Raw genomic sequence first — 22,704 nt, 5'->3', positions numbered from 1 at the left:
GGTTTCATGGTAGTTCGGCAAATTCGCGCCCTGCTTAGCTCGTTGCTCTGGGCGTGGCGTCGTGCTCGTCTGCAAGGGAGATCTCCTTTCCAGCTCGTGCGCGCCTGTCTTCGTGAAGGGGCCAAGGGGCCTCGACACTTCGCGAGGCGGATGGCGGCATATGCTTCTGGTGGATCGGCCTCTCCACCACCGGTGTCTTTGGATGCCTACGAAAGCTGGCACTCCGCATTGCCGCAGATGGAAGTTCCCGCTGACAGCGGGATGATCAGCGTCATCATCCCGGTCTGCAATACGCCCGAGCTATTCCTCAGGGAAGCGATCGAGAGCGTGCGCACGCAAACCTACCAAAACTGGGAAATTTGCATCCATGACGACGCGTCCAACGAGCCCCACGTGGGCCGAATACTGGCCGAGTTCCAGAAGCGCATTCCCAACCTGCGCATCACTCGGTCGGAGACGCGCTCCGGCATCGCGGCCACCACCAATGCCGCGCTTGCGTCAGCCCGCGGAAAATGGGTGACGTTCCTCGATCATGACGACGTGCTCGACCGCAATGCGTTGGCGGCGGTAGTGGATTGCCATATCAGGACAGGAAGCGCTGTCGTCTATACCGACCACGATATGTTGGGTGAGGACGGCAGGTTGCGCAATCCGTATTTCAAGCCGGATTGGAACTACGACCTGTTCCTGGCACAGATGTACCTGGGGCACCTGGTCAGTTTCGAACACGATCTGATCAAGCAAGTGGGCTTGACGCGTAGCGAATGCGACGGTTCGCAGGACTACGACCTGGTGCTGCGTTGCGTGGCGGCAGGAGCCAAGGTAGGGCATGTTCCACGCGTGCTGTATCACTGGCGCATGCACGCGGGCTCCACCGCGGCGAACGCCGATTCGAAGCCATATGCTCATGATTCGGGCAAGCGTGCGATTCAGTACCATGTGGATGCCATCTACCCCGGCGCCCAGGTGGAGGACGGGCCGCACTTGTTCTGTTATGACGTGCGCTATCCCTACGCACAGCATGCGCCAAAGGCCAGCATCATCATCCCGACTCGGGACGGGCTCGATCTGTTGCGGCCATGCATCGAGTCGATCCAGGGAAGGACCGATTACGCGAGTTTCGAAATCATCGTTGTCGATAATGGGTCCAAGGATCCTGCCACGCTTGAATGGCTTGATGCGATGTCCAACGAATCGTGGTTTCGCGTGCTGCAGGCGGATGTGCCGTTCAACTGGTCTGCGCTCAACAACCTGGCCGCGGCGAGCGCCGAGGGCGAAGTGCTCGTGTTCCTGAACAATGACACCGAAGTCGCTTCAGCGGATTGGCTGCAACGATTGGTGGAAAACGCACTCAGGCCGGATGTCGGCGCATGCGGTGCATTGCTCCTGTATGCAGATGGCAGCATCCAGCACGCGGGCGTGGTTGTCGGTATGGGGGGCTGGGCCGATCACGTGTTCAAGGGGCAGCAGCCGATCCACCACCAGCATCTGTTCGTATCGCCGATTCTGCGCCGCGAAGTGCTGGCGGTGACAGGGGCGTGTGTCGCCATCTCGCGCGCTAACTTCGACGCCATTGGCGGATTCGACGAGTCATTCGTCGTCTGCGGTAGCGATGTGGAACTGTGCCTGCGTGCCATGGCGAATGGCAAGCGCACCGTGTATGTGCCGGAGGCGATCCTTATCCACCACGAATCCAAGACGCGAGATCCGCGCGTAATTCCAGAGAGCGATTTCGTGCGATCGGCGCAGGCCTATTCGCCATACCGTGAATCCGGAGATCCGTTCTACAGCCCGAACCTGGATTACATGTCGCCGTCGCCGGCCTTGCGAGGAGCGCAGACAGATGCTTGATCGTTTGCTACGGCGCGCCGCACGTGGGTTGAGGACAGCAGTCGTTGCATCCGACCCAGTGCGCACGAGCGTCGGGGAGATCACGCCCTGTGAACCCAGGGCGGAAGAGCGGCAGGGCCGTAGGCTTAATTTGATACTGCCTTCCATCAACAAGCAGCATTACTTTGGTGGCATCCACACCGCGGTCCTCATCTATCGTGAACTCTGCCGCTACTTCGATGAGTCGCGGATCATCCTTGTCGATTCGGCACCCGACGACGAGGCGTTGGCGAGGTTTGGGGATCACCAACTCGTCAGCTGTGGTGAGGAAAGCGAGGCGCCGCGTCAGATCGTTGCATTCAATGATAGGTATGGGCAGACGCTGTCAGTCGCTGCGGGTGATCATTGGTTGGCGACGGCGTGGTGGACCGCTTATTCGGCTCAACGTCTTGCGACCTGGCAATCGGTGATGCAGGCGAGTGATCGCCCAGTGATGTACCTGATCCAGGATTATGAGCCGGGATTCTACGCATGGTCCAGCCAGTCGGCACTCGCGATGAGCACGTACCGCAAAGATCGCGATATCGCCATTTTCAATACGTCGCTTCTGCGTGACTACTTCGCGCACCAGGGATTCGGCTATCAGCGGGCGGTGACGTTCGAGCCAGTGCTTCACGATGGGCTGAAAACGGCGCTGGAGCGTGTGCGTTCAACGCCGCAAACGCCGCGCGAGCGCGTGATCCTCACGTATGCGCGTCCGGGAACGCCTCGTAATGCGTTTGAGCTCCTGTGTGAGGGTTTGAGGAAGTGGGGTTGGGCAGACGCACGCTGTGCCGACTGGCGTGTTCTTGCGGTCGGTGAGCTCGATTCAGATGTCGATCTTGGGCCGTTCGTCCTGCGGGCGCTGGGCAAACTTTCGATCGATCAGTATGCCGATCTGCTCTCCACATCGTCGCTCGGAATCTCTTTGATGGTTTCCCCCCATCCCAGTTACCCGCCGTTGGAGATGGATGCGTTCGGCATGTCGGTGATCACCAATCGCTTCGCCAACAAGGATCTGTCATCAAGCCATGCAAACATCGTGTCGCTGGAGACGATGACGCCTGAGGCTATTGCCGCCGAATTGAGCCGACAGATCGATGTCTGCGAATCGAGGCAGATGCTTTCGGGGCCATTGGCGGCCCTGGACAATGCCTATGTGTGCCAAGGGCCCGATGCATTCTCAGCAATGGTGGATGATGCGGCGATACTGTGGGGTGCAAACCAGGTTGACCGGGTGTAGGCGTTATCGTTAACGGCTGAGTGGTTTGTTACGTTACAGGGGATAGTGATGAAGTTTTTGAAGATGTTCCAAAGTGAGCGCGGTTCGCCGGAAAGCGATGCCGCTGCAGCTGCCGCAGTGAGTAGTCTGCATGAGCGTGGCTATGCGCATTTGCCAGGCGTCTTGTCTGCCAAAGAATGCGATGCCATTTGTGCTGACTTCACGCGCTACGTGGCGAAACACCGCCAGGAGGCAGACAAGCATGTCATGGGAACTGGGCGTCATTCGCGGTTGACCAACATGCACCTCGTCAGCAACAGAGCGCGGGCAGCGATCGCGAAGCCTGTGGTGATGAAAACCCTCGACGCGTTCTTCGGCGACCGAGCATTCGTTGCGACCTCTCTTTTCTTCGAACAGTCGAGCGAACAGGCACTCCATCGCGATACGCCATTTTTCCATACGCGTCCTCACAACATTTTTGCCGGCATCTGGTTCGCGCTAGAGGATGTGCATGCTGAAGCAGGGCCGCTACAGTACTATCCCGGCGGCCATCTGATCGAGATCGAGTCCATCCAGGCCACTGGCGCTGATCGATTGGGCGAGGCGTTCAACCACTACATTGGACGCGTGGCTGAGGAAGTGCACAAGCGTGGCATCAAGCCGGAAATTGCGCTGATCAAGAAGGGCGATTGCTTCATTTGGCATCCCGAGCTTCCTCATGGGGGTACCCCCATCCTTTCTTCAGGTATGACCCGTAAGAGCATGGTGTTCCACTGTGCGCCCGAACGGGAGACCATGTATGGCATCGAAGAGTTTTTTGGCGTCCGTCCTTTCGCGCCGAAGGAGATCCGGAAAGTGCCGATGATCAGCGGCCGCTTCATGCTCCAGCTGGAGCGCCCGATGTTCGCACCAAACAACTAGCGCGAATATCCAGTGGGGAGCGGCTCGGGTGATGAAGCCAGTGAGCGACACAGGTGGCTCACTGGCCTCTGCAAGGCTGCAGCTTGGATGGTGATTGCCTTTGCTCACTGACGGGCTGTAACTGCTGAATGCTGCAATTCCAATGCGGCAGTTGCCCCGACGCCGGTTGGTAGCGCTCGACTGCAGACGGTGAACGACGATGCGTCCACGATGACGCGTCGATGTCGGAGCCTAGACCTCTGGAGCAACTGTGGAAATGACGTGGGCCAGGCTAATGATCCTGTGCCCACGCAGTTTTCCAACGTTCTCGAATCCTATGAGCTCTTGGGGGCGACCATGACCGTGCAAAATCCCGGTACTACGATCCTATAAACGGATGTTTGTGCGCGTCCCATCAGGTAGGCCTTGAACGGAGCGCCGAAGGGGGCGCCTGGGCTATCCTGTTTGGGCTCGGCCAGCAGGCCTCGCCCCACGATGGTGTTGTTTGCGTCCACCAGCAGTACGGTGGATATCTTCTGAGGCAGGATGGAATTCATCAGTCCGCCCTTCAAGCGTATCCAGTCGTTCGTCGACGCATCGACAGCCTCGCTTTCCAGCCCGGCCAAGCTACAGGTCTGCAGTGGTAACGTGGGATAGCTGCCGCCCAAGGTGAGTTTCGCATCGTAAATCCCGGGCTTCGCGAATATGCCTAGACCCATGTTCGCGGCAGGCTCGGCGATTTTCTGTGCCCAGGCTGCGTCGGGGAAAATCCACGCGATCTGCTTTTCATCCTTGACTCCCAATTCGAGCGCCAGGGCGGCGAAGCGCCACTCGAAGTCCAGATAAGGTTGCGGACGCGTTGCTGTCAACTGCGAAGGCAGGAAGGCGAGCGCCATCAACGCGAGGCCGATCTGATAAGGCATTGTCAGCGCACGCTCACGAAAGAAGTTTCGTGATGCCAGGATCAGGACGCAACCAAGCACCAATAGACCAGGTGTCGTGTAGCGACTCGCCACAGCGGCATCGAGGCCAAACAGCGCTCGGCTACCCGCCGTCGCAAATGCGGAGGCAACGAGGTAACCAAGGAAAAGAGTGACGACAAGATCGACATCAACCGTGTCGTGGCGCTTGACTAGCGTGCGCCAGGACAGGATCGCTCCTGCAGTCAATAGCACAACACCGGCGAGGATCGCCCAGCCGAGATGCAGCGAGCCGCTCGCGTCCAAGTGGGCGAACGGGCTGCCGATGTAAGCGAAGAAGAACTTGATGACTTCGAGCGGCTCTGTCCGAAGCGATGCCAGGATTGAGCCATGTCCGGCAGGGGCCGTGTAGTGGTGGAAGTACAATGCCGGAACAGCAATCGCCACGGCCCAGGCCAGCAGATTGCGACGCCAGCTTTGGCGCCCCAGCAGGCAGGCGGCAGCGACGACGCCCCCCGCCAAGACACCATTTGCCATGCTGACGGCGGCCATTGCGGCCACGGTCAGGGCTGCCAGGAACACGATTGCATTTCCGCGAATGCGCGTGCGGCATGAGGCATGCAGCAACACCAGGGCGAGCAGGGGCAGTAGATTCGCGAGGAAGAACTGACTCTGGAATGCCCATGTCAGGTTGTTGCTTTGGGTCCACAGCAGTGCGCAGCACAAGATGAAGGCTGCGATCATGCGCCCATCCTGTCTCCGACTTGCATCGCGTTGCAGGGCGCACCAAGCGAGTAGCCCAAAGGTCGAGCACGCAAGCAGGTAGTTGATAACGACCAGTACGGCGCCATTGCTATCGAAATAGCGATAGTCGAGGAAGAAAAGGATTCTGGACAGCACGATGCGATGTTCGTTGTGCTGCGCCCACCACTGCGAGACATCCGTCATCTGGCGGACATAAAATCCCAGTCCGCCATCCCACATGTCCCAGAACGGGACGGGGCTGAACGTGAGAATTCCACCCACTACGGCCAAGAGCGCATAAAGAGCGGCCAATGCGGCGATCGCCGCAAGCGCGGGCTGTGACACCATCAATGTGAACGCAGCCAGCGTCCTGTCGCGCAGCCGTGATGGCGCGCTATGTTGAGCTGCCTGATTCATCGATGCCCCCGAAAAGTGAAATGCTTGTGGCCCAGATAGCTGATTGCAACCGGGGCAATGACGCCTATCGCATGAGCAACGGCCTGAGGATAAAAGTTCATCTGCATTTTCGGAAAGATAATCTTGGCGAAAAGCAAACTGATTAGCAGCGTCTGTAGTGCTGCAGCCACGTTGATGAGGATGAACCAAGCTGCTTGCTGGTGGATGTGGTTGCTGGATTCCTTGAATACGAAAATTCGGTTCAGCAAAAAGGCAGTCAGCATGCCGATGCAGTAGGCAATGATGATGGCTTGCGCATACGGCATAAACTCATTCAGCAGGATTCTCGATCCAAAATTGACCAGCGCGGCAAGGCCGCCCGCCACCAGGAACTTGAAGAACTTCTGATCGATCACAGATCAGCCACCAGCTTGGCTCCGACAGCGATGCTCTCGTTGATCGAGCGATCTTCCGGGTAGTAGTACGCCGTATCCGCCATGTAGAACCCTTGCAGCGGCGTCTTCATCGGCGGCAGCATGTCCTGGAACCCTGGCGGGCAGATGGTCTGCGCGTACTCGTAGCGATGGCAATGGGTGGCGCGGATCCACTCCGGCTTGAAGTCCGGATTGATCATCGGCAGGTAACTGATGACTTCGTCGATCAGCTGCTGGTTGCTCCACTGCCACTTCGGATGGGTCTTGGGCATGTAGTACGGCGCATACACGATGTGCTCGCCCGGGCCCTTGCCGGGATTGAGGTTGCTGTACTCGATCAGGCCGGGGATGGCGATGCGGTCGTCACTGATGTTCATCCAGAAGTTCTCGCTGACCGGCTTGGACAGCTTCAGGATCACGCAGGCGACGGGGATGTTCTCGATGGCGGCGACCTGGTCGGCGAAGGTCTTGGGCAGGCCGGGCACCATGCCGGGCACGTACTGGATGGGCGCCGTCGACACCACGCCGTCGTAGGCATGATGGCCGTCGCGGGTGCGGATGCCGGTGACCTTGCCATCGACCGAGGCGACTTCCTCGATCGGCTGCGACAGCAGGATGCGTCCGCCCAGGCGCGTCACTTCCGCAGCCATGCGCTCCAGCAGCACGGCCGAGCCGCCCTCCAGATAGCCCATGCTTTCGTTGAACAGATTGCGCCGCGACAGTGCCACGCGCTTGATGCGGGTACCGATCCATGACGCGGACAGGTCGTTCTGGTACTCGAAGAACTTCAGGGCGAAGGCCTTTTCCCACATCACCTTGTAGGCCTTGGGGCCGATCCAGCGGGTGATCCAGTCGCGCGCGTTCTCCTTGTCCAGCGCGGTCCAGTCGCTGATGCCCTTGGTGTGCATGACGTGCAGGGCGTAGCGGATCTTGTCGACCAGCCCCAGGTGCGGGAAGCCGAGTAGCGCGAACGGCGTTCCCCACTTGTGCAGTTTGCCCTGGTAGTAATACCCCATCTTGGTGTCCGTCCAGTGCAGGCGGTCGGACAGCTTCAGATCCTCGAGCAGCTTGAACAGCGGGAAATCCGTCTTGCAGATGAAGTGGTAGTACCGCTCGATGCGCAGGCCGTCGAAATCGAAGTCCGCGGACATGCCGCCGATGCGGTCGTCGCGTTCGTAGACGTCGACCTGGTGGCCTTTCTTCAACAGTTCCATGGCAGCCATCAGGCCCATGGGGCCGCTGCCGACGATCGCGAATGTGCTCATAGTGTCTAAGTCTCGTATGACGGTTCAGCGCTTGAGCACGATGTGGCTGTAGCGCGGGTCGGTGTAACTTTCGCGGATCGCGTCTTCGAACGGGGTCTGGCGTACGCCGAACACCGCTTCCGTATCGACGCCCTTGAAGTCGTCGCCGGCGCTCAGCGCTTTCAATTGGTCTGCAGTGAACGGCGGCTTGGAACTGAAAAGCGAATACACACGCAGCAGGAAGGCGAAGAAGCCGATCGGGATATGCACGATCAGGGTGTGCAGTTTCTTGACCCGCTTGATGGTCTTGATGATGTCGACATAGTCCACGCGGGTGTCGCCGACGATGTCGTAAACCTCGCCATCCGGTTCGCGTTCGATGCACTTGGCGATGCAGCGGCAGAAGTCGCGCTCGTACAACGGCTGGCGCATGAACCTGCCGTCGCCCGGGATCGGGAACACCGGGGTCCTGGCCATGAAGCGCGACAGCCAGCCCAGGTGCTTGGGGTCGAACCACCCAAACATCAGGGTCGGGCGCAGCACGCAGTGGCGCAGGCCGCTGGCAACCACCATCTCCTCCTGAGCGCGCTTGGTGTTGGTGTAGTCGTCCTTGGCCACCGAGTTCACCACCGAGGAGCTGATGTGCACCAGGTACGGCACCTTCGCCGCGCGGCAGGCGTCGAGCACGTGCGCGGTCGCGGTCAGGTTGTTGCGGGTGAACAGGTCGGTGGTCTTGCCGGTGATCTGGGCGTGCAACTGTACGACGAGCTGAGCACCTTCAAGCGCCTTGCTCCACTCGCCCGGCTCGGCCAGATCCGCAAGTATCGTCTCCACATCCGCATGCAAGCCTCGCAGGATGCCGAGATTGTGTGCGTGCTTATCGATGGCTACCAGCCGGGTATAGCCCTGTCGCTTCAGCTCGACGATCAGGTTCTGCCCCACCAGCCCTGCAGCGCCGGTCAAGACAATCTTGTCATTCTTCTGTGCCATGAATCAAACTCGAAAGCGGATGAATGGAGTCAAGGTTCGTCGGCGCAATGCAAGTGGCTAGTCGAGCCGACGTCGGTGCTTGTCTGTGAAAGAAAGCGAAGAACTTTCGCCGATCGCTGCGGATTCTCAGCGACATTCTGATCGCAACAGTGCAGAAGGTCTGCGCAATCGAAGGATGGGCACGTTCAAAATCATACAGAAACCTGCTCCTTGCCCGAGTAATCGGAGGGCTCCTGTACCTCAAGGAGGGGGGCGCCGACGACCGAACTCTGCGGAAAAGCCTCGGGTGTTTCCACGCCATCGGAATATGCTCCCGATGGCGGATGTGCCGCCCTTGCGAAGCAACTCTCTGTGGCGATCAGCGTTGCCAATGCCAGTCCGCCGCACAGCAACACGCTTACCAGTACGTAAGCCGACTGCAAGCCGGGAAGGAACTGCCGATCAAGCACATAGGCTGACAAGGACACAGTGACGTTGGCCAGGCAGATCGCATAGAAAAGGAGAACACTGGTGCGCCACACAGCGGCCAGGATGGCGAGCTGCAGCAGCAGTACAGAAGCGTAGGCGCCGATGTGCGTCGTCGTTACCCCTCCCTTGAAGATGGCGATCACCCACACCAGGGTGACCACGGCAAAAGACGTCAATGCCTGCAACAGCTTCTTGAGCGGTTGACTGTCTCGATGGCGGTCGCGCAAATACATCACGGCAATGCAAGGGAGCAGCAACAGGGGCGAGGCAAACCACATCGAATGGAACATGTGGTAGAAGTCGTCCTCGATAAAACGGGAAAGGAATGCGGGATCCTGTCGCATCGCCATCCTCCACGCATCGTAGGGTGCCGATAGCGTACCTTTGACGACCACGCCGAGATTTTGCAGGCGTGCTGTCAGCCACGCGCCGGGAGTGAGCTGGGAATAGGCGCTGAGAATGGCGTGCGTGGCGCTCTCGTTGCTGACGTCGATCTTGTCGGCAAAGTGCCACTTGATGAGCCGGTCGCCTGGAGGGTCGACAAACCGCTGATAGGCGACCCAAGGAAGGTAGAGCGCGACGGCAAGTGGCCCGGTTCGCAGCAGCATTGCCAAGCCTTGACGTCTGTACCAACACAGGTGCACGAGTGCGACGCCGACGATGAAGAACAGCGCGCCGCCATGCGACAACATGGCCAGCGCTGCGGCGATGCCTGCTTGTCCCCAACGCCTGGGCGCACCCTCAGCCGGAAAGAGCGCCAGGTAGTAGATGAGCGAAAAGGCCGCGGCCAGCAGCTTGGGCCAGACGAAAAGGGTGCTGAGCAACATCAGCGCCGACAGGCTCATCACGAGCAATGCCATTGCTTGTGCCCGCTTGTTCATGAATCGCGCGAGCAGGGAGGCCAGTGGCAGCAGAACCAGTGCCTGCGCCCAACTGCAGATGCCCTGATACACCAGCACACGGCTGTGAGGCAGCAGCTTGTACAGCATGAGGTAAAGCCCCGTCTGCAGGGGAGGGCGGTCGCTGCTTAGCCAGTCCCCTACCATCGGAATGTCCAGTCTGCCGCGTGCAAGCATGTCGCCGAACAGCATGGGCAACCAGGCGTCGGTCGGGAAATGCCTCCAGCGCACTGCCGGGCCGTCATCCAACTGTCCCTCCCAATGGAAGGGAAACAATCCGATCCACAGAATCAGGCAGACAAGCAGGAGTGCGGGAAGCAGGCCCTTTTGCATGTCGGCGACGTCGGCCAGCGAGATGCGTCGATGCCTTCCGATCATCAGCGCGAGCGGGAAGGGGAGAATCAGAATCAGCAACGCCAGCGCGTTGCCTAACTGGGCGGAAAGCACATAGCCCAGGAAGATCGCAAACCAGCCGCAGCCCCCGGCGAGCATGCCCTGGAGCAGACGCTCACGCGGAGGTGCACCTGCGGGCAGGCACAAGGAGACAGCGAGTAACCAGACATTCCCCAGCAGCACGGCAGCCAGCATCGGCAGCATGCCTCCGGCCAGGTCCACGGCGGGACGCGTGATTGAATCGCCGAGGCCGGCCCAGCCGAAAGAAGAGCGAGACTGATCGTCGACCTGGATGCGGTAGCCCTCCTGCGCGATGCCATCGGGAACCACCAGCATGAAGCGTTCCCAACGCTCGCGGGGTTGCTCGGGAATCGCGATCCGCGCGGTCTTTCCCGTGCGGGTGACCGCATTGAGGCTCACACCGGGATTTCCCGGATAACCGGTCAGCAGGACCTCGATGTGCTTTGTGCCGGGAGGATAAGGGCGCGACTCCAACGTTCCGACCCAGGCGTCGGCGCCTTCGCAGAAACTGATGCGGCCCGCGACGGTGTCGTCCTGCTTCAGGAACGGCGAGTTGGTCGGGGCGCAACCGCCATCGATTCCCAGCGCAGGGTCCGGATAGAAGCCGCAGCCTCCAAGCAGCAATAAGCAGACGAGCAGTGCCAGGTTCATGACACGACGTCCCGCAGAGACCGTGGTCCTGCTGAGCCTGTCAAAAATTCCTGCTGGGTTGCCCTGCTCGGACAGGGGCGCCGTGATGCAGAACATGGCATGTCGACCGGTCATGTCAAATCTCGATCCTGCAGGAAACGAATGTACCGGTCATGTCAGAGCTTGATCCTGCGGAAGACGAATTCGGGGATGGATTTGATGACGAACATGATCGCCCACCAGAAACCGGGCAGGTAGGCGACCGCGCGGCGGCCGTCCACCGCGCGCAGGATGCCCTTGGCGATCTGGTCGGGCTTGGCCCACAGCGCACCCTTCTTGAAGGCGGCGGTCATCGGCGTATCGACGAAGCCCGGCTTGATCGTGAGCACGTTGATGCCCTCCGGGCGCAGGCGCTGGCCGAGGCCGCTCAGGTAGGCGCTGACCGCGGCCTTGGCGCTGCCGTACAGGTAGTTGCTGGCGCGGCCACGGTCGCCGGCCACCGACGAGATCACCGCCAGCGTCGCGCCTGCACGCAGGCGCGGCACCAGCGCGGCGCACAGCGCGATCGTCGAGGTACCGTTGGTGGCGAACTCGCGCATCGACAGGTCGACCGAGGCATCGCACGCGGCCTGGTCGGGCAGCGTGCCGTGGGCGATCAGCACCACGTCGACGCCGCCCAGCGCGGCCCAGGCGGCATCGAAGGCCGCCGCATGGCCGGCGCTGTCGTTGACGTCGAGCACGCCGCAACTGGCCTTACCGCCGCGCGCCGACAGGTCCGACGCGATCGCGTCCAGGCGCGCGGCCTGGCGGCCGAGCAGATGGAGGGCCGCGCCGCGCGCGGCGTAGCGCCGGGCGGTGGCCTCGGCGATGGCCGAGGTGGCGCCGATGATGAGGACGCGTTGCATGTTCACTCCGTGACCCGGCGCCAGAAGCCGGAAGAAAAGCGGGGATCGAGATAGCGGCTGAAGTCCTGCCAGCGGGCATAGGCGCGCTGGAACGAGGCGGCGGACATGCGCGCGTCCTTGGCAGGGTACAGAGCGCCTTCGGCGGCGTCGACGATGCGGTCCAGCCGTTCCAGCAGGCGCAGCACGTCGGCACCGTCGTTGGGGAAGTCCAGCGCCAGCGTGGTGCCCGGGCGCGGGAAGGACAGCATGCCGCGCGCAGGAAGGTCGCCGAATTCCTTCAGTACCGCCAGGAAGGAGCCGCTGCCGCTGCGGGCGATTTCCGCCAGCAGCGCATCCACACCGTCGCGTGCGGTGGCCGGCGGCAGCACGCACTGGTACTGCAGGAAGCCGCGCGGGCCGTACATGCGGTTCCAGTGGCGGATGCCGTCCAGCGGATAGAAGAACGGCAGCACGTGGCTCAGCCGGCGCTTGCTGCGCGCAGGCTGGCGCCAGTAGTACAACGCGTTGAACGGCCGCAGCGAGAGCTTGTTGACCAGCGAGACCGGCGGGGTCAGCGGCATCGCCAGGCCCTTGCCGGGCGAGGCCAGGCGTTCCTCGGGCAGACCGGCGCAGTGATCGGCGCGGGTGAAATGACCGCGGCCGCGGGCGCGGCCGCTGGCCAGGCAGTCGATCCAGGCCACGCTGTATTCGTGGCTGTCGGCCGAGGCGGCGGACAGCGCGAAGAATTCGTCGAGCGAACCGAAGCGGATGTTCTCCGTCTCCAGCGCCGGACCCGGCACGCGGCGCAACTGGATCTCCGCCCAGGTGATCAGCCCGGTCAGGCCGAGTCCGCCAACCGTGGCCGCGAACCAGCCCTCGGCATCGTCGTGCGGTGCGCACAGGCGGCGGCTGCCATCGCTGCGCAGCAGTTCGAAGGCGCGCACGTGGTGGCCGAAGTTGCCGGTGCGGTGATGGTTCTTGCCGTGCACGTCGTTGGCGATGGCGCCGGCCACCGTGACGTAGCGGGTGCCCGGCGTCACCGGCAGGAACCAGCCTTGCGGCAGTGCCAGATCGATGATCTCGGCGAGGGTGACCCCCGCCTCGCAGCGCAGGCGGCCGGAGGCTGAGTCGAAGCCGATGAAGCGGTCCAGGCCGCGGGCGCACAGCAGGGTGCCGTCCGGATTGAGGCAGCTGTCGCCGTAACTGCGGCCGTTACCACGCGGCAGCGCGTTGCCGGCGAAGACCGGCAGGGCGGCTGCCCGGTCGGCGATCGGCAGCAGCGTCTGCGTCGCCCGTGGGTAGCGCCCCCAGGACTGCCCGGCGTCGGCCATCAGATGGCGCTCAGCGCGAACAGCCCGCACAACACGACGACCACCTGGCTGACCCGGTCGGTGGCGGCGAACACGATCGGGTCGTCGTGCATGTCGCCGCGGTGCGCCACGATCCAGACCCGGCTGACCCAGTACAGCAGTACCGGGCAGATCAGCCACAGCAGCTTCGGATGCCGATACAACTCCACGCTTGCCGGGCTATTGATGTACAGCGCCATGACCATGACCGCGATGTAGCCGGCCGCCGCGCCCATCGACTGCAGCAGCACCAGGTCCTCCACCGAGTAGGCGCGCCCGCTGGCCTTGGTCTTGCCGCTGCCGAGCATCGCGTGCAACTCGGTGTAGCGCTTGAGCAGCGCCAGCGAGAGGAAAATGAACATCGAGAACGCCAGCAGCCAGAACGACAGCTCCAGGTCGATCGCGACCGCGCCGCCGATGATGCGCACGGTGTACAGCGCCGCCAGCAGCACCACGTCGATCATCACGATGCGCTTGAGGCGCAGCGAGTACGCCAGCGTCATCACGTAATAGGCCAGCAGCACCAGGGTGAACTGCAGGTTGCAGGCCAGCGACAGCGCCAGTCCGGCCAGGGTCAGGGCGGGCGCGGCGAACAGGCCCTGCAGCAGTGGCAGCCGGCCGGCGGCGAACGGCCGTTTGCGCTTGCGCGGATGCTGGCGATCGGGGGTGAGGTCGAGCAGGTCGTTGAGCACGTAGACGCCGGAGGCGCAGAGTCCGAACGCGACCATGGCGATCACCGACTGCAGCACCGAGGCGCCGTCCAGGAAACGATGCGCGGTCAGCAGCGGCACGAACACCAGCAGGTTCTTCAGCCATTGGTGCAGGCGCAGCGCCTTGAGCCAGGCGCGGGCGCGCGGGGGCGCCGGCCAATGCCCGTGGATGGCGGTACGCTGTGCGGCAGCGGCGCGCAGCCCGTTGCCGTTGTTGACCACCCAGGCGCCACCGGCCTTGTCCCATACGTGCAGGTCCACGCGGCCATTGCCGGCGTAGTCGAAATTGCCTTCGCCGAACCGCTGCACCAGCACGTCGGCCTTGTTGCGGCCGGACAGGTTGCGCTGGCCGTCGCTGGCGATGACCTCTTCGAACAGGCCCAGGTGCGCGGCGATCGGCGCGACCAGCAACTGGTCTGAGGCGGTGCACAGCACGCGCGGGCGCTGCGTGGTCGTACGCAGCAGCTCCAGGACGTGCTCGTTGTAGGGCAGGGTCTCGGCCGGGAGCGTGACCCGCGCGGCCAGTTCGCGCTTCAGCGCGGCCTTGCCGCGCAGCAGCCACAGCGGCAGCAGGAACACGTACAGCGGATTGCGCGCCAGCAGAGCCAGCAGGGACTCGTAGAGGATGTCCGAGTTCAGCAGCGTGCCGTCCAGATCCACACAGAGCGCGCGCCCTGAAACAGCCGGGCGGTCGGCGGGGGGGCTGGGGGGGAGGGACATTCTGCGGCCTGGGGATCCATCGCGGGGCCGCATTATAACCAGCGGTTCAGGCGGCCTGACGCCGTTGCAGGAATTCGGTCGCGCCCATTGCCAGGGCGCCCACGGCGACCGCATACCAGAGCGTCACCAGCCGCGCGGCCACCGCGACTGCGATCGCATCGGCGGTGGCGACGCCCAGCCGGTCCAGCATCAACACGATCGCCAGCTCGGTGGTGCCGACCCCGCCGGGCACGAAGGACAGCGCGCCGATCAGCATCGCCAGCGGGTAGATGCCGAACGCGACCAGCGGGTCCAGGTCCAGGCCCAGGCCGCTGCACAGCCCGACGAAGACCGCCGAGGTCAGGCCCCAGGCGCCGGCACCGGCGATCAGGCTGCGCACCAGTTGCGAGGCGCCCAGGCAGGCGCGCAACTCCATGGCGGCGAACACGGCGAACTGCGCCGTCCTCCGCAGCCAGCGGCCGGGCAGGCGCCGGCCCACGCTCTCCAGCCATGTAAGCAGGGCCGGCCAGGCGGCAGCGCCGAACAGCAGGGTGACGAAGCCCAGCACCACCGCGGCGAGGGTGCCCAGGGTGGGGAAGACCGGCGCAGCCAACAGCGACAGCGCCAGGATCACCAGCAGGTCGGAGGCGCGCTCGAACACGAATACCGCCAGCGTCCGCCCGGCCGGTACGCCCATGCGGGCGAAATAGCGGATGCGCAGCAATTCCCCGGCCTTGCCCGGGGTCGCGGTCAAGGCGAAGCCGGCCAGGTAGGCGGCCCAGCCCAGCCAGAACGGCACCGCATGGCCTTGCCGTTGCAGCAGCCAGCGCCAGCGCCAGAAGCGGAACAGGTAGCTGACCGAGACCGGCAGCACCGCCAGCGCCAGCAACGGCCAGATCGCGCCGAGCCGGGCGAACGTGCCGTTGCCGCGGTCCACCCACCATAGGGCAGCCAGGTAGCCGCCGCACAGCAGCACGACGAACACTGCTAGATGATCCGCACGGTGGCGCGGCGCGGGCACGCCGTCGGCGCCGTGCGGCATCATCCCCGGGTCTCCGCGCGGCTCAGCCCAGTGCCTTTTCCAGCTCCGGCAGCACCGTGAACAGGTCGCCGACCAGGCCGATGTCGGCGATCTCGAAGATCGGCGATTCCGGGTCCTTGTTGATCGCGACGATGGTGCCGGCGTCCTTGATGCCGGTCAGGTGCTGGATGGCGCCGGAGATGCCGATCGCCACGTACAGCTCCGGCGCGATGATCTTGCCGGTCTGGCCGACCTGCAGTTCGTTGGGCACGTAGCCGGCGTCGACCGCCGCGCGCGAGGCGCCGACCGCCGCACCGAGCTTGTCGGCGAGCTGGTAGACGATCTGGAAGTTCTCCGCCGAGCCGACGCCGCGGCCGCCCGAGACCACGCGCTTGGCGCTCTGCAGGTCGGGACGGTCGGACTTGCCGGCGGCCAGGCCGACGAAGCGGGTGTGGCTCGGCAGCGACGCGTCCACGCTGGCCGCTTCCACCGCCGCGCTGCCGCCTTGCGCCGCTTCCGACCAGGAGGCGCTGCGCACGGTAGCGACCACGATCTGGTCGGCCGGCGCCTGCACGCTGATGATGGCGTTGCCGGCGTAGATCGGGCGCTTGAACGCGTATTCGCCGTCGACTGCCATCAGGTCGGAGATCTGGTTGACGCCGAGCAGGGCCGCCACCACCGGCATCAGGTCCTTGCCGAAGGTGGTGGAGGGGCCGAAGACGTGGCTGTAGCCCTTCGCCAGCGCGGCGATCTGCAGGCCCAGCACCTGCGCGATGGCGTGTTCGTTGGCGGGGTTGGCGACGGTGAGGACGCGGGCGACGCCGGCGATCTGCGCGGCCTGGGCGGCCACCGCGGCCGGGTCGGCGGCCAGCACGACGATGTCGATGGCCTCGGGCGACAGCGCCTGCGCGGCGCTGACGCACTTGGCGGTGGCGGCGTTGAGCTGCCCGTTGAGGTGTTCGGCGACGACGAGGATCTTAGACATCACAGCAACCCCTTCTGCTTGAGTGCGGCCACCAGTTCGGCGGCATCCTTGACCATCACGCCGCGGCTGCGCTTGGCCGGCGGGGCGTAGTGGGTGGTGGTGAGGCTGTCGTTGGCCTCCACGCCCAGGTCGGCGAAGGCCAGCGTCTGCAGCGGCTTGCTCTTGGCCTTCATGATGTCCGGCAGCTTGATGAAGCGCGGCTCGTTCAGGCGCAGGTCGGTGGTGACCACCGCCGGCAGGTCCACTTCCAGGGTCTCCAGGCCGGCGTCGACCTCGCGGGTCACCGTCGCCTTGCCGTCGGCCACCACCAGCTTGCCGGCGAAGGTCGCCTGCGGACGGCCCCACAGCGTGGCCAGCATCTGCCCGGTCTGGTTGGCGTCGTCGTCGATCGCCTGCTTGCCCAGGATCACCAGGTCCGGCTGCTCCTGCTCGACCAGCTTGAGCAGGGTACGCGCGGCGGTCAGCGGCTGGATCGCCGCGTCGGCGACCACGTGGATGGCACGGTTGGCGCCCATCGCCAGGCCGTTGCGCAGGTGCGCGGCGGCGTCGGCCGGGGCGATGGTGGCGACCACCACCTCGCTGGCGATGCCGGCGTCGCGCAGGCGCAGCGCCTCTTCCAGGGCGATTTCGTCGAACGGGTTGGCGGAGAGCTTGACGCCCTCGGTGATCACGCCGGAGCCGTCCGGCTTGACCTGGATGCGGACGTTGTAGTCCACCACGCGCTTGTAGGCGACGAGGATTTTCATCGTGTACGAGATCCTTCAGCAGTGCGGGAAGGCCCGGCCGCGGCGGCTGGCACGGGGCAGTCGGAGGATTCTAACCGGGCGCGGGGGACCATGCGAGGGCGTATGGTGGCGGGATCCGTAGGCCCGGATCCTGCCGTGCAGCAACGACGACTGGTTCATATAAACCGTATATCCTGTGCCGTTCGAATAGCGGGCGCCGACGGCGCCGAATCAGGAGAAACACATAGTGGCGACTTGGCTCGTGACCGGCGGCGCCGGTTTCATCGGCGGTAATTTCGTGCTCGAGGCGGTGGCGCGCGGCATCCGTGTGATCAACCTGGACGCGCTGACCTATGCCGGAAACCTGAACACGCTGGCGTCGCTGGAGGGCAACCCCGACCATGTGTTCGTGCACGGGGACATCGGCGACCGCGACCTGGTGGGTCGCCTGCTCACCGAGCACCAGCCCGACGCGGTGGTCAATTTCGCCGCCGAAAGCCACGTGGACCGCTCGATCGACGGCCCCGGCGCCTTCATCCAGACCAACGTGGTCGGCACCCTCGGCCTGCTGGAATCGGTCCGCGATCACTGGAAGGCGCTGCCGCAGGACCGCCGCGATGCGTTCCGCTTCCTGCACGTGTCCACCGACGAGGTCTACGGCACCCTGGGCGAGACCGGCAAGTTCAGCGAAACCACGCCGTATGCGCCGAACTCGCCTTACTCGGCGTCCAAGGCCGCGTCCGACCACCTGGTGCGCGCGTTCCACCATACCTATGGCCTGCCGGTGCTGACCACCAACTGCTCCAACAACTACGGTCCGTACCACTTCCCGGAGAAGCTCATCCCGCTGGTGATCGCCAAGGCGCTGGCCGGCGAGCCGCTGCCGGTATACGGCGACGGCAAGCAGGTGCGCGACTGGCTGTTCGTCGGCGATCACTGCGAGGCGATCCGCACCGTGCTGGCCAAGGGCAAGGTCGGCGAGACCTACAACGTCGGCGGCAACTCGGAGAAGCAGAACATCGAGGTGGTGCAGGCGATCTGCGCGCTGCTGGACGCGCGGCGTCCGCGCGAAGACGGCAAGCCGCGCGCCAGCCAGATCACCTACGTCGCCGACCGGCCTGGGCACGACCGCCGCTACGCGATCGATGCGTCCAAGCTGAAGAACGAGCTGGGCTGGGAGCCGCACTACACCTTCGAACAGGGCATCGCGCTCACCGTTGACTGGTACCTGAGCCATCAGGACTGGGTGCAGGGTGTGCTCGACGGCAGCTACCGGCTGGAACGGATCGGCACCGCGGCATAACCCGCGTCCCTCGCATGCGTCCGCACCTCCATGTGCGGACGTCCATAGGAAAGACCTCATGACACAACGCAAGGGCATCATTCTCGCTGGCGGCTCCGGCACGCGGCTGTATCCGATCACCAAGGGCGTCAGCAAGCAGCTGCTGCCGGTGTACGACAAGCCGATGATCTACTACCCGCTCAGCGTGCTGATGCTGGCCGGGATCCGCGAGGTGCTGATCATCAACACCCCGCACGAGCAGGCGCTGTTCCAGGCGCTGCTGGGCGATGGCGCGCAGTGGGGCATGGACATCCAGTACGCGGTGCAGCCGAGTCCGGACGGGCTGGCCCAGGCCTATCTGATCGGCCGCGACTTCGTCGCCGGCAAGCCGAGCTGCCTGGTGCTGGGCGACAACATCTTCCACGGCCACGGTCTGACCGAGACCTTGCAGCGCGCCGATGCGCGGCAACAGGGTGCCACCGTGTTCGGCTACTGGGTCAACGATCCCGAACGCTACGGCGTGGCCGAGTTCGACGCCTCTGGCAAGGTCATCGACATCGAGGAAAAACCGGCCAAGCCGCGCTCCCACTACGCGGTCACCGGCCTGTACTTCTACGATGGCCAGGCCAGCGACCATGCGGCCGAACTGAAGCCCTCGCCGCGCGGCGAACTGGAGATCACCGATCTCAACCGCCGTTACCTGGACGCCGGCGCACTGCACCTGGAAGCGCTGGGCCGCGGCTATGCATGGCTGGACACCGGCACCCACCAGTCGCTGCACGAGGCCTCCAACTTCATCGAGACCATCCAGTCGCGGCAGGGCCTGCAGGTGTGCTGCCCGGAGGAGATCGCTTTCGGGAATGGCTGGATCGATGCGGCGCAGCTGGAGAAACTTGCCGCTCCGCTGCGCAAGAACGCTTACGGCAACTATCTGCATGAACTGGCTGTACGAGGAACCGTTCCGTGAAAGTGATTGAAACCAATCTGCCCGGCTGCGTGGTGATCGAGCCGGCGGTGTTCGGCGACGCGCGTGGCTATTTCTTCGAGACCTGGAATGCCGAGCGGTTCGGTGAGCACGGGCTGCCGACCAAGTTCGTGCAGAGCAACGTCTCCACCTCGGCCAAGGGCGTGCTGCGTGGCCTGCATTACCAGTGGCCGCGGCCGCAGGGCAAGCTGGTCAGCGTGCTGGAGGGCGAGGTGTACGACGTCGCCGTCGACATCCGCCACGGCTCGCCGCACTTCGGCCGCTGGGCTGCGGTGGTGCTGAGCGCGGAGAACAAGAAGCAATTCTGGATTCCGGAAGGTTTCGCGCACGGGTTTGCCGTGCTGTCGGAGCGGGCGGTGTTCAGCTATCTGTGCACCGACGTGTACGTCAAGGAAGCCGACGCCGGCGTGCGCTGGGACGATGCCGCGATCGGCGTGGACTGGCCGATCTCCGAGCCGGTGCTGTCGGGCAAGGACGCGGTTGCGCCGTTCCTGGCCGATATCCCGGTCGAGCGCCTGCCGGTGTACCAGCCATGAGCGTGCTGGTCTTCGGCGGCAACGGCCAGGTCGGGCAGGAACTGCTGCGGGCGTTGGCGGGCCAGGGACCGGTGCTGGCGACCACCCGCAGCGGCCAGTTGCCCGACGGCAGCGCCTGCGAGCGCGCTGATTTCGACCAGCCGCAGTCGCTGGGCGCGCTGCTGGACCGGCTGCGGCCGACGGCCGTGGTCAACGCCGCGGCCTACACCGCGGTCGATCGCGCCGAGCAGGACGCCGAGGCGGCGCACCGCGCCAATGCCGAGTCGCCGGCGGCGATCGCCGCCTGGTGCGCGGCGCACGGCGTGCCGCTGGTGCATTACTCCACCGATTACGTGTTCGACGGCCAGGGCACGCAGCCCTATCCCGAGGACGCGCCAACCGCGCCGCTGGGCGTGTACGGTGCGACCAAGCTGGCCGGCGAGGAGGCGATCCGCGCATCCGCTGCGCAGCACCTGATCTTCCGCACCGCCTGGGTCTACGCCGCGCACGGGCACAATTTTTTGCGCACCATGCTGCGGGTGGGCGCCGACCGCGACGAACTCAAGGTGGTCGCCGACCAGGTCGGCACGCCGACGCCTGCGGCGCTGATCGCCGATGTCACCGCGCGCGTGCTGGCCCAGCGCGCGACGCTGCCGTCCGGCACCTGGCATCTGACCGCGGCCGGCGAGACCACCTGGCACGGCTTCGCCGAAGCGATCTTCGCCGAGGCGGTGGCGGTGGGCCTGTTGCCGCGCGCGCCGCGGGTGTTGCCGATCACCACCGCGGAGTATCCGACCCCGGCCAAGCGCCCGGCGTATTCGCGCCTGGACGTGTCGCGCCTGCAGCGCGATTTCGCGCTGGAACTGCCGCAGTGGCGCGATGGCCTGCGCCAGGTGATCGGCGAACTCGCTGCGGCAACGCCGACCGCCTGATCCGTCGTACGCAGAACGCCACGCAGCCAAAAACAAAGAGCCGGGCATTGCCCGGCTCTTTGCGTTTGCGGCCTGCGCCGAATTCAGGTGCGCCCGTAGGTGTCCTCGAAGCGCACGATGTCGTCCTCGCCCAGATAGCTGCCCGACTGCACTTCGATCAATTCCAGCGGCAGCTTGCCCGGGTTCTTCAGGCGATGCGTCACCCCGAGCGGGATGTAGGTGCTCTGGTTTTCGGTGAGCAGCAGCACCTCGTCGCCACGCGTGACCTCGGCGGTGCCGCTGACCACGATCCAGTGCTCGGCGCGGTGGTGATGCATCTGCAGGCTCAGCGTGGCGCCGGGCTTGACCGTGATGCGCTTGACCTGGAAGCGCTGGCCGTTGTCGATCGAGTCGTAGGCGCCCCACGGGCGGTACACCTTGCGGTGCCAGGTGGCCTCGGAACGGCCGTTGGCCTTGATCCTGCCGACGATGTCCTTCACTTCCTGGATGCGTTCGCGATGCCCGACCAGTACCGCGTCGTCGGTCTCCACCACCACCACGTCCTGCAGGCCCACCATCGCGATCAAGCGCGAGCCGTAGGCGTAGGTGTTGCGGCAATCGATCTCGATCACGTCGCCATGGTGCGCGTTGCCATTGGCGTCCTGCGGCGACACGTCCAGCAGCGCCGACCACGAACCGACGTCGCTCCACTTCGCATCCAGCGGCACCACCACCGCGTCGGCGGTCTTCTCCATCACCGCGTAGTCGATGGAATCGGAGGGGCTGGCGGCGAACGCGTCCTTGTCCAGACGGGTGAAGTCGGCATCGCGCTTGGCCGATTGCCAGGCCTTGGTGCAGGCATCGGCGATGGCGGGCTGGAACTTGCGCAGCTCCTCCAGGTAGCGCGAAGCGCGGAACAGGAACATGCCGCTGTTCCAGTAGTACTCGCCAGAGGCGAGGTAGCTTTTTGCGGTCGCCAGATCGGGCTTTTCGACGAAGCGCTCGACCGCGCGCGCGCCGTCGCCGGCCGCCGCCTTGATGTAGCCGTAGCCGGTTTCCGGTGCGGTCGGCTTGATCCCGAACGTCACCAGCTTGCCTTGCTCGGCCGCCACGGCGGCTACGCGCACCGCGGCCTGGAAGGCGGCTTCGTCGCCGATCACGTGATCGGAGGGCAGGACCAGCAACAGCGGATCGGCGCCGTCGCGGGAGGCCTCCAGCGCCGCCACGGCGATTGCCGGCGCGGTGTTGCGACCCTTGGGTTCGAGCAGGATCGCGTGCGGCTTTACGCCGATCTGCTGCAACTGCTCGGCCGCGACGAAGCGGTGTTCTTCGTTGGCGACCACGATGGGCGCATGCGCGGCGACCGGAGCCGCGCGCTGCCAGGTGGCCTGCAGCATGCTCTGCTCGCCGACCAGCGGCAGGAACTGCTTCGGATACGACTCGCGCGACAGCGGCCACAGCCGCGTGCCCGAACCGCCGGACAGGATGATGGGAAGGACGTCGCTCAT

Annotated in this window: 19 protein-coding genes; 7 read left to right on the top strand and 12 right to left on the bottom strand. The window is 64.4% G+C overall.

The window, feature by feature from the left end:
- Positions 1–198 precede the first annotated feature (198 nt).
- The 3 genes from M3U25_RS14275 to M3U25_RS14265 all read left to right on the top strand — a co-directional run bounded on the left by M3U25_RS14275 (position 199) and on the right by M3U25_RS14265 (position 4,012).
- Complete coding sequence (locus M3U25_RS14275; RefSeq protein WP_355503033.1) at positions 199–1,851, top strand: glycosyltransferase family 2 protein; 1,653 nt, start codon at positions 199–201, stop codon at positions 1,849–1,851.
- A 130-nt stretch (positions 1,852–1,981) separates the two neighbouring features.
- Positions 1,982–3,112, top strand: a complete 1,131-nt coding sequence (locus tag M3U25_RS14270) for a hypothetical protein (protein WP_355503105.1) — start codon at positions 1,982–1,984, stop codon at positions 3,110–3,112.
- A 48-nt stretch (positions 3,113–3,160) separates the two neighbouring features.
- Positions 3,161–4,012, top strand: coding sequence for a phytanoyl-CoA dioxygenase family protein (locus M3U25_RS14265; RefSeq protein WP_355503035.1), 852 nt, complete (start codon positions 3,161–3,163; stop codon positions 4,010–4,012).
- A 314-nt stretch (positions 4,013–4,326) separates the two neighbouring features.
- Here the strand turns inward: M3U25_RS14265 and M3U25_RS14260 are convergent, their stop codons facing one another.
- The 11 genes from M3U25_RS14260 to M3U25_RS14210 all read right to left on the bottom strand — a co-directional run bounded on the left by M3U25_RS14260 (position 4,327) and on the right by M3U25_RS14210 (position 17,524).
- The gene (locus tag M3U25_RS14260; RefSeq protein ID WP_355503107.1) at positions 4,327–6,003 is read right to left on the bottom strand and encodes a hypothetical protein; all 1,677 of its coding nucleotides are present in this window, start codon (positions 6,001–6,003) and stop codon (positions 4,327–4,329) included.
- Between the two features lie 65 nt (positions 6,004–6,068).
- Positions 6,069–6,467, bottom strand: coding sequence for a GtrA family protein (locus M3U25_RS14255; RefSeq protein WP_355503037.1), 399 nt, complete (start codon positions 6,465–6,467; stop codon positions 6,069–6,071).
- Positions 6,464–7,750, bottom strand: a complete 1,287-nt coding sequence (locus tag M3U25_RS14250; protein ID WP_355503039.1) for an NAD(P)/FAD-dependent oxidoreductase — start codon at positions 7,748–7,750, stop codon at positions 6,464–6,466. Before M3U25_RS14250 ends, M3U25_RS14255 begins: the two co-directional genes overlap by 4 nt.
- Before the next feature lie 24 nt (positions 7,751–7,774).
- Positions 7,775–8,719 (bottom strand): NAD-dependent epimerase/dehydratase family protein, encoded by a 945-nt coding sequence (locus tag M3U25_RS14245; RefSeq protein WP_355503041.1) that lies wholly within the window; start codon positions 8,717–8,719, stop codon positions 7,775–7,777.
- 191 nt (positions 8,720–8,910) lie between these two features.
- Complete coding sequence (locus tag M3U25_RS14240; RefSeq protein ID WP_355503043.1) at positions 8,911–11,151, bottom strand: hypothetical protein; 2,241 nt, start codon at positions 11,149–11,151, stop codon at positions 8,911–8,913.
- A gap of 155 nt (positions 11,152–11,306) precedes the next feature.
- Positions 11,307–12,035 carry an SDR family oxidoreductase gene (locus M3U25_RS14235; protein WP_263391541.1) on the bottom strand — a complete coding sequence of 243 codons (729 nt, stop codon included), beginning with the start codon at positions 12,033–12,035 and terminating at the stop codon, positions 11,307–11,309.
- Between the two features lie 2 nt (positions 12,036–12,037).
- Positions 12,038–13,345, bottom strand: a complete 1,308-nt coding sequence (locus M3U25_RS14230; RefSeq protein WP_355503046.1) for an FAD-binding oxidoreductase — start codon at positions 13,343–13,345, stop codon at positions 12,038–12,040.
- A complete protein-coding gene (locus M3U25_RS14225; RefSeq protein ID WP_355503109.1) occupies positions 13,345–14,733 on the bottom strand; it encodes a UbiA family prenyltransferase in 1,389 nt (462 codons plus the stop codon). Before M3U25_RS14225 ends, M3U25_RS14230 begins: the two co-directional genes overlap by 1 nt.
- A gap of 106 nt (positions 14,734–14,839) precedes the next feature.
- Positions 14,840–15,817 carry a lysylphosphatidylglycerol synthase transmembrane domain-containing protein gene (locus M3U25_RS14220; RefSeq protein ID WP_355503048.1) on the bottom strand — a complete coding sequence of 326 codons (978 nt, stop codon included), beginning with the start codon at positions 15,815–15,817 and terminating at the stop codon, positions 14,840–14,842.
- 19 nt (positions 15,818–15,836) lie between these two features.
- On the bottom strand, positions 15,837–16,778 hold the full coding sequence (locus M3U25_RS14215; protein WP_355503050.1) for an electron transfer flavoprotein subunit alpha/FixB family protein: 942 nt from the start codon (positions 16,776–16,778) through the stop codon (positions 15,837–15,839).
- The gene (locus M3U25_RS14210) at positions 16,778–17,524 is read right to left on the bottom strand and encodes an electron transfer flavoprotein subunit beta/FixA family protein (RefSeq protein ID WP_017917125.1); all 747 of its coding nucleotides are present in this window, start codon (positions 17,522–17,524) and stop codon (positions 16,778–16,780) included. The genes M3U25_RS14215 and M3U25_RS14210 overlap by 1 nt, the downstream gene beginning before the upstream one ends.
- Before the next feature lie 226 nt (positions 17,525–17,750).
- Here M3U25_RS14210 and rfbB point away from each other — a divergent pair, with 226 nt between their 5' ends.
- Genes rfbB through rfbD form a run of 4 tightly spaced genes read left to right on the top strand, consistent with a single transcriptional unit; the run spans position 17,751 to position 21,217 of the window.
- A complete protein-coding gene (gene rfbB, locus M3U25_RS14205; RefSeq protein WP_152246378.1) occupies positions 17,751–18,806 on the top strand; it encodes a dTDP-glucose 4,6-dehydratase in 1,056 nt (351 codons plus the stop codon).
- Positions 18,807–18,864: 58 nt separating this feature from the next.
- The gene (rfbA, locus tag M3U25_RS14200) at positions 18,865–19,752 is read left to right on the top strand and encodes a glucose-1-phosphate thymidylyltransferase RfbA (protein WP_152246376.1); all 888 of its coding nucleotides are present in this window, start codon (positions 18,865–18,867) and stop codon (positions 19,750–19,752) included.
- The gene (gene rfbC / locus M3U25_RS14195; RefSeq protein ID WP_019797144.1) at positions 19,749–20,306 is read left to right on the top strand and encodes a dTDP-4-dehydrorhamnose 3,5-epimerase; all 558 of its coding nucleotides are present in this window, start codon (positions 19,749–19,751) and stop codon (positions 20,304–20,306) included. Before rfbA ends, rfbC begins: the two co-directional genes overlap by 4 nt.
- The gene (rfbD, locus tag M3U25_RS14190) at positions 20,303–21,217 is read left to right on the top strand and encodes a dTDP-4-dehydrorhamnose reductase (RefSeq protein ID WP_355503054.1); all 915 of its coding nucleotides are present in this window, start codon (positions 20,303–20,305) and stop codon (positions 21,215–21,217) included. Before rfbC ends, rfbD begins: the two co-directional genes overlap by 4 nt.
- Before the next feature lie 83 nt (positions 21,218–21,300).
- Here rfbD and M3U25_RS14185 read toward each other — a convergent pair whose 3' ends face one another.
- Positions 21,301–22,704 carry a mannose-1-phosphate guanylyltransferase/mannose-6-phosphate isomerase gene (locus M3U25_RS14185; protein ID WP_355503056.1) on the bottom strand — a complete coding sequence of 468 codons (1,404 nt, stop codon included), beginning with the start codon at positions 22,702–22,704 and terminating at the stop codon, positions 21,301–21,303.

The sequence above is a fragment of the Xanthomonas sp. PPL134 genome, from assembly GCF_040595915.1.
In the GTDB taxonomy this organism is placed as follows: domain Bacteria; phylum Pseudomonadota; class Gammaproteobacteria; order Xanthomonadales; family Xanthomonadaceae; genus Xanthomonas_A; species Xanthomonas_A indica.
The sequence above is the reverse complement of the archived record's forward strand: the minus strand, read 5'-3'. Positions and strand labels throughout refer to the sequence as shown.

Bases quoted from the DNA above. Each gene is read 5' to 3' on its own strand.
- M3U25_RS14265 (WP_355503035.1), top strand. From the start codon at position 3,161: ATGAAGTTTTTGAAGATGTTCCAAAGTGAGCGCGGTTCGCCGGAAAGC.
- M3U25_RS14260 (WP_355503107.1), bottom strand. From the start codon at position 6,003: ATGGTGTCACAGCCCGCGCTTGCGGCGATCGCCGCATTGGCCGCTCTT.
- M3U25_RS14250 (WP_355503039.1), bottom strand. From the start codon at position 7,750: ATGAGCACATTCGCGATCGTCGGCAGCGGCCCCATGGGCCTGATGGCT.
- M3U25_RS14245 (WP_355503041.1), bottom strand. From the start codon at position 8,719: ATGGCACAGAAGAATGACAAGATTGTCTTGACCGGCGCTGCAGGGCTG.
- M3U25_RS14240 (WP_355503043.1), bottom strand. From the start codon at position 11,151: ATGAACCTGGCACTGCTCGTCTGCTTATTGCTGCTTGGAGGCTGCGGC.
- M3U25_RS14235 (WP_263391541.1), bottom strand. From the start codon at position 12,035: ATGCAACGCGTCCTCATCATCGGCGCCACCTCGGCCATCGCCGAGGCC.
- M3U25_RS14230 (WP_355503046.1), bottom strand. From the start codon at position 13,345: ATGGCCGACGCCGGGCAGTCCTGGGGGCGCTACCCACGGGCGACGCAG.
- M3U25_RS14220 (WP_355503048.1), bottom strand. From the start codon at position 15,817: ATGATGCCGCACGGCGCCGACGGCGTGCCCGCGCCGCGCCACCGTGCG.
- M3U25_RS14215 (WP_355503050.1), bottom strand. From the start codon at position 16,778: ATGTCTAAGATCCTCGTCGTCGCCGAACACCTCAACGGGCAGCTCAAC.
- M3U25_RS14210 (WP_017917125.1), bottom strand. From the start codon at position 17,524: ATGAAAATCCTCGTCGCCTACAAGCGCGTGGTGGACTACAACGTCCGC.
- rfbA (WP_152246376.1), top strand. From the start codon at position 18,865: ATGACACAACGCAAGGGCATCATTCTCGCTGGCGGCTCCGGCACGCGG.
- rfbD (WP_355503054.1), top strand. From the start codon at position 20,303: ATGAGCGTGCTGGTCTTCGGCGGCAACGGCCAGGTCGGGCAGGAACTG.
- M3U25_RS14185 (WP_355503056.1), bottom strand. From the start codon at position 22,704: ATGAGCGACGTCCTTCCCATCATCCTGTCCGGCGGTTCGGGCACGCGG.